Source organism: Herbaspirillum sp. YR522 (assembly GCF_000282575.1).
Classification (GTDB): Bacteria; Pseudomonadota; Gammaproteobacteria; order Burkholderiales; family Burkholderiaceae_D; genus Herbaspirillum.
In genome coordinates this window covers 1-6,346 of record NZ_AKJA01000163.1, presented here as the reverse complement: position 1 = coordinate 6,346, position 6,346 = coordinate 1, and the positions used below count along the sequence as shown (strand labels likewise).

At 67.2% G+C, this 6,346-nt stretch carries 2 protein-coding genes and 1 pseudogene; 1 reads left to right on the top strand and 2 read right to left on the bottom strand.

Going from position 1 to position 6,346, the window contains the following annotated elements; all coding sequences use genetic code 11:
- Nucleotides 1-68: 68 nt before the first annotated feature.
- Nucleotides 69-3,437: pseudogene (locus PMI40_RS22630) on the bottom strand (DEAD/DEAH box helicase); the annotation flags it as partial.
- A gap of 346 nt (nucleotides 3,438-3,783) precedes the next feature.
- On the opposite strand from PMI40_RS22630, the gene PMI40_RS22625 reads away from it, so the two are divergent.
- The gene (locus PMI40_RS22625; RefSeq protein ID WP_008120370.1) at nucleotides 3,784-4,812 is read left to right on the top strand and encodes a hypothetical protein; all 1,029 of its coding nucleotides are present in this window, start codon (nucleotides 3,784-3,786) and stop codon (nucleotides 4,810-4,812) included.
- A 140-nt stretch (nucleotides 4,813-4,952) separates the two neighbouring features.
- Here the strand turns inward: PMI40_RS22625 and PMI40_RS22620 are convergent.
- A partial coding sequence (locus tag PMI40_RS22620) for a Do family serine endopeptidase (protein ID WP_369770855.1) occupies nucleotides 4,953-6,346 on the bottom strand: 1,394 nt, incomplete at its 5' end.

The following is a 6,346-nucleotide window of genomic DNA, read 5'->3' as shown; positions in this document are numbered from 1 at the left end:
TTTTTTTTTAATGATACGGCGACCACCGAGATCTACACTCTTTCCCTACACGACGCTCTTCCGATCTGGCGCGAATAATCCTTCATGCGCGCGCCCAGCAGTTCGGGCTCCCAGGCGCCGGCGGCGGCCTCGAATCCTTCCAGTTGGGCCAGTAGCTGCGGCAAGGCCTCGCGCCCCTGCAGGCGCGTGTCCTGCGACACATGCTGCCAGTCCAGCAGGAAACGCATGAAGTCACGACGCTCGACCGGCTCGATCTCGCGCCGCAGATGGCCGATGGTGTAGCGATGGATGCGGGCCAGCAGATGGCGCTCGCACCATTGCTCGACCTCCACGCCCGGCGCAAACCGTCCACGCATGACGTAGCCCTCGCGCTCCAGTTGCGCCAGCGCAAACCCGGTGTCGGCCAGGTTCCAGCCCAGCGGGGCGGCAATGGCGTCGATGGCCTGGGGGCCGAAGCCGCCCAGACGCGCCCGCACTATCTCGACCATGGCCACTTCGCCACTCCATGGGTCGTGGTCCGGCGGCGGCACCAATGGCGGGCTCGCCGTGGCCTGCGGATAGGCCGCCTGCAGGCAGGCCAATCGCTCACGCGCCACCCACAGCCGGGCCGTGCCCTGCACCAGGCGCGTGGCGCGCCCGCCGCTCGCAAGCGCGCCCAGGTGCGCCGGCCAGCCCGGGTTGGCGGCAGCCTCGGCGTCGGTGATACAGGCCAGCGACATCAGCGCTTCGTGCATCTCGTCGGCGTTGCGCGGCTGCGGCCAGGCCTGGCCGGCGACGGCGGCAATCGCACCAGCGTCGAGCGCGCCCAGGTCGCCGGCTGCGGCCGGATCGCTCCAGCGGCGTGACGCCACGGCCTGGGTGCGGCGCTCTTCCAGCGGCGCGTCGTCGAGGAAGGCATAGGGCCGGGCGTTGAGGATTTCCATCGCCAGCGCCGACGGCGCCGGCAAGTCGCGCGCCACCAGGCGCACCTGGCCGGCTTCCATGCGTCGCAACAGCGCCAGCCAGCCCTGGCTATCCATGGCTTCATGCAGGCAATCATCGAGGGTCTGGTCGACCAGCGGATGACTGGGCAACTGGCGCTCGCCGACCAGGTTTTCAAGACAGGCCACCTGGTCGGGAAACACCGCGGCCAGCAGGTCGTCGCTGCGCATGCGCTGCAACTGCGGGGCCAGCTTGCGACCGCCCGAAAAACGCGGCAATGCCAGCGCCGTGGTGGCGTTCCAGCGCCAGCGCACATTGAACAGCGGGGCATCCAGCAGGGCCTGGACCAGGACCTGCTCTGCCGTGGCCGACTTCAGGTAGCGCCACACTTCGTCCAGCGCAAAACTATGACTGTCGGCCAACGACAGCACGATCGCGTCTTCGGTGGCGGCGGCTTGCAATTCGACATTGAAGGTGCGGCAGAAACGCTTGCGCAGCGCCAGGCCCCAGGCGCGATTGATGCGACTGCCATAGGGCGCATGCAGCACCAGCTGCGTGCCGCCCGATTCGTCGAAGAAGCGCTCCATGACCAGCGTGTCGCGCGTGGGCAAGGCCGACAGCGCCGAGCGCGCGGTAGCCAGGTAATCGACGATCTGGCGCGCGCCCGCGTCATCCAGGCCGAGCCGGGCGACCAGGTGATCCACGGCATGCTCGATGGCTGCGCGCGCATCGGCCCGCTGTTGCAGCAGGTGGTCGATCTCGCCGCGCAGGCGCGCCACACCCTGCGACAGCTCGTCGCTGCGCCCCGGCGCCTCGCCCAGCCAGAACGGGATATTGGGTGCCGCGCCCTGGGCATCCTCGACCCGCACCCGGCCGGCCTCCACACGCAGGATGCGATAGGAGGTATTACCCAGCTGGAACACGTCTCCGGCCAGGCTCTCGACGGCGAAGTCTTCGTGCACCGTGCCCACGGTATGGCCTTGCGGCTCGAGGATGACGCTGAAGTCGGCATTGTCGGGGATCGTGCCACCCGAGGTGACGGCGGTCATCTTGCCGCCGCGCCGCACCCGCAGCGTACCGGCCGCGGTATCGCGGTGAAGGTAGGCGCCGCGCACGCCACGACCGCTGCTGTAGCCATCGGCCAGCATGCGCACCACGGCATCGAAACGGCTGCGCGCCAGCGTGGCATAGGGCCAGGCCTGGCGCACCAGGTCGAACAACGCGTCTTCGCGCCATTCGCGGCATCCGACCTCGGCCACGATCTGCTGGGCCAGCACATCCAGCGGCGCCAGGGGTATATGCAGCAGGTCGAGCTCATCGCGTCGCACGCAGTCCAGCAAGGCGGCGCACTCGACCAGATCGTCGCGCGAAGTGGGAAACAGGCGCCCCTTGGGCAAGCCGCCGACCTGGTGACCGGAGCGACCGACCCGCTGCAGGAAGGCCGAGATGCTGCGTGGCGAGCCGATCTGGCAGACCAGGTCGACGTCGCCGATGTCGATGCCCAGCTCAAGTGAAGCGGTGGCCACGAGCACCCGCAACTGGCCGCGCTTCAAGCGTTGTTCGGCATCGAGGCGATACTCCTTGGCCAGGCTGCCATGGTGCGCGGCCACGTGTTCGCTGCCGAGGCGATCGGCCAGATGACGCGCCATCCGCTCGGCCATGCGGCGGGTGTTGACGAACACCAGGGTAGTACGATGCAAGACGGTCAACTCGGCCACCCGATCGTAGACGCGCTCCCATACGTCATTGCCCATGATCGGCTCCAGCGGCACCGGCGGCAGCTCCAGCGCCAGGTCGCGCTGGCGCACATGACCGACGTCGACCACTTCGCACTGGCGGCCGCTGCCGCTGAGGAAATCGGCCACCAGCGACAAGGGCTTTTGCGTGGCCGACAGGCCCACCCGCACCACCGCCCTGCCGCACAGCGCATCGAGCCGTGCCAGGCTCAGCGCCAGGTGGCTGCCGCGCTTGCTCGGGGCCACGGCGTGGATCTCGTCGACGATCACGGTGCGCACATCGGCCAGCATGGCCCGTCCGCTGTCCGAGCCCAGCAATACGTACAGCGACTCCGGCGTGGAGACCAGGATATGCGGCGAGCGCCGCACCATCGCGCGCCGCTCGGCCGGCGTGGTGTCGCCGGTACGTACGGCACTGGTGATGCCATGCGGCGGCAGGCCCATGGCCTGCAGTTGCTGGTCGATACCGGCCAGCGGCGCCAGCAGGTTGACCCGGATGTCGTTGGACAAGGCCTTCAGCGGCGACACGTACAGCACCCGCGTCTGGTCCGGCAGCGGCGCCTCGACGCTCTCGCGCACCAGCGCATCGATGGCCGCCAGGAAAGCGGTCAGGGTCTTGCCGGAACCGGTCGGCGCTGCGATCAAGGTCGGGTGGCCGGCGGCGATCAGCGGCCAGGCCTGCCGCTGAGCTTCGGTGGGAGCGTCGAAGGCGGCACCGAACCAGGCCGCCACCGCCGGGTGGAAGCCATGGTCGAGCTCGGATTGGGGGCGCGCGTTCATGTCGGGCATATGGGTGCGCCGAAGCGAAAATAAAGCCAGGAAAAAAAGCGCAGGAACAAGGATGGCCGACCGACCAAGCATCATCGGAAACATTCTCTGGCCAACTCATCCTTGGTCAATACGTCAGCGCCGCAAGTAATGGCGATCATCATCCTGCCCGACACCCAGGCCGACTTGAACTCGCATCGATGAAGATATCTACCTGCATGCCGTTGCCAACCATCGGCAAGACCCAATGACCTTGCCGGTGAAACGCCTGTTAAAAGATAGGCAACACGGAACTACAGCACCGCGGCCGACATTCATCACGCAGCAAGCCCTTTTTGTCCGTCAATGAGATGCCACTATGTCAATCAGCCTGCGGTTCGAACTAGACTTCCAGACACCCTCCTCCGATGTCGGCAACGGGTGGAATGCCAAATCCTCGAACTTCACGGTAGACACCAACGACGTCGATCCCTACGACATCGGCGAAGGTAACCAATCGCCGCAGGACAACAGCTACAACCAATCCTACGCGCAAACGCCCAACGACCGCCAGGCACTGATGGACTTCGTATCGATGGTGATGGCCATCCTGGCGCAGTTGCTCAATTCGAATTCGCAGTCGTCACCGTCCAAGGAAGAGAACCCGCCCGCTTCGTCCGGCCAGGGCCAGAACCAGGGCTACGACAACGGCGACCTCGACGGCAGCTTCCCGCCACCGACCTTCGTCGAGAGGAAAGCGGCCAGCGGCGACATCACCGACAGCCAGCCGCAACCGACCGGGCAAGATACGCCGCAAGACACGCCGCAAACCACGCCGACCCAGCCTGCGGCCAACGATCCGGTCTCCGGCCAGCCCGGCGTTTCACCGCAGAGTACGCAGCACGTGTCGACCGGGACCGGCACCGGCCATTTCTTCAATGTCACCAACAATACCGATCGCGAACAGACCTTCGCCTTCTCGTCCAACAGCAGCAACACCTCGGGCTATTCCAACAAGATCGATGCCGTGATGACGCTCAAGCCCGGCGAGACCGGCACCTTCGAGGCCGGCGACAATGTGCCGGGCATTCGCATCAACACCAGCGGACCCAATGGCGAGACGCACGGCAATGAAGCGCTCTACGAAGACACGATCGAGACCAATCCGATGGGTGGCGGTGGCATCGTGCACAACCCCGATGTGAGCAACGTCGCCGGCAAGCTCAGTTATGACGGCCGGCCGCAGAAGATCACGGTGTCCGATGGCACGCGCACGATCGGCGACGGCACCGAGACCGGCGTCTACGACTACGATGTCGAGGACACCGATCCCAACCGCGCGACCAACCCGATGAACATGGCCCTGAACCCGGCCAGCAGCTACGACATCGTGTTCTCGGACGGCTGACGGTAGCTGTCATTGGCCGCAGGCCAGGCCGCCAGGCCGGCGTGCCGCCTCGCCATGCGTGCTGCCACCCGGGGCGGCCCGCGCATAGCGCTGGTGTCGCGCTTCGCCCTGCTGCGACTGCCCATGCCCGCCGGCCGGCCTCAGGGCACCGGCGGACTGGCCCTGCCGGCGTCGTCGGTCTGGTTCAGTTCCAGCGGCACGAACACCCGCACCTGCGCCCGCTGGATCAGCAATGCCGCCGGGCCGGTGGCGTCGCGCGCCTGGCGGATCTGCTCCACCAGCGCCTCCACGGTGCCCACGTTCTCGCCATTGAACGACAGGATGACATCGCCGGCCTTGACCCCGCTGCGCAAGGCAGCCTGGTTGACCCGTTCGACCAGCAAGCCGCCCTCGACCTTCAGCATGGCCTGCTCCTGCGGCACCAGGGGCCGCACGGTGAACCCCAGGGACGCGGAAGGTCGGGCGACCCTGGCCGCCTGCGAAGCCGAGGTCTCGAAGGCATCCACCGAGACGTCCAGCTCGATCAGGTCGCGGTTGCGCCAGGCCTGCACCGCCACCCGCTGGCCGGGCGAACGGCCGGAAATATAAGTGAGTGCATCGACCGACTGGAACACGTCCTGGCGGTCGACCTTGAGAATCACGTCGCCCGCCCTGAGTCCGGCGCGCGCGGCCGCCCCGTACGGCACCACATGGCTCACCAGCGCCCCGGCCGGTCGCGCCAGCCCGAACGACTGCGCCAGTGCCTGGCTGACCTCCTGCACCGAGACCCCGATCCGACCACGCGTGACCACGCCCCTGGCCTGCAGTTGTTGCTTGATGCGCATGGCCACATCGATGGGGATGGCGAACGACAGCCCCTGGTAGCCACCACTGTTGCTGTAGATGCGTGAGTTGATGCCGATGACCTCACCGCGCATGTTGAACAGCGGGCCGCCCGAGTTGCCCGGGTTGATCGGCACATCGGTCTGCAGGAAAGGCATGTAGTCGGCTCCCGGCAGGCTGCGCCCCTTGGCACTGACGATGCCGGCCGTGACCGAATTGCTGAAACCATAGGGCGCGCCGATGGCCAGCACCCATTCGCCGACCTCGATGCGGGCCGGGTCGCCGATCCGGACCACCGGCAATCCGCCGGCGTCGATCTTCAGCAGCGCCACGTCCGACAGCGTATCGAGCCCCAGCAGGCGCGCCTTGTATTCGCGCCGGTCGCTGAGCTTGACACTGATGTCCGCCGCACGTGCCACCACGTGCGCATTGGTCAGGATATAACCGTCGGCACCGACGATGAAACCCGAGCCGAGCGTGCCATCCTCGATGCGGTCCTGCTGGCGCTCGCCCGGCTGGCGGGGGACGATCGCCTCGCGTGCCACGCCGATATTGACCACCGCCGCGCCGTGCGCCTTGACCAGGCGGGTGAAGTCGGGTACGCCCCGGTCGAGCGCGACCCGATCGGACGCGGCCCGATCAAACCCGACCGCATCGGAGGGCGTATCGCCGCCAACCGCCGCGTGGCAGCAGGCCACCGCCAGCGGCAGGG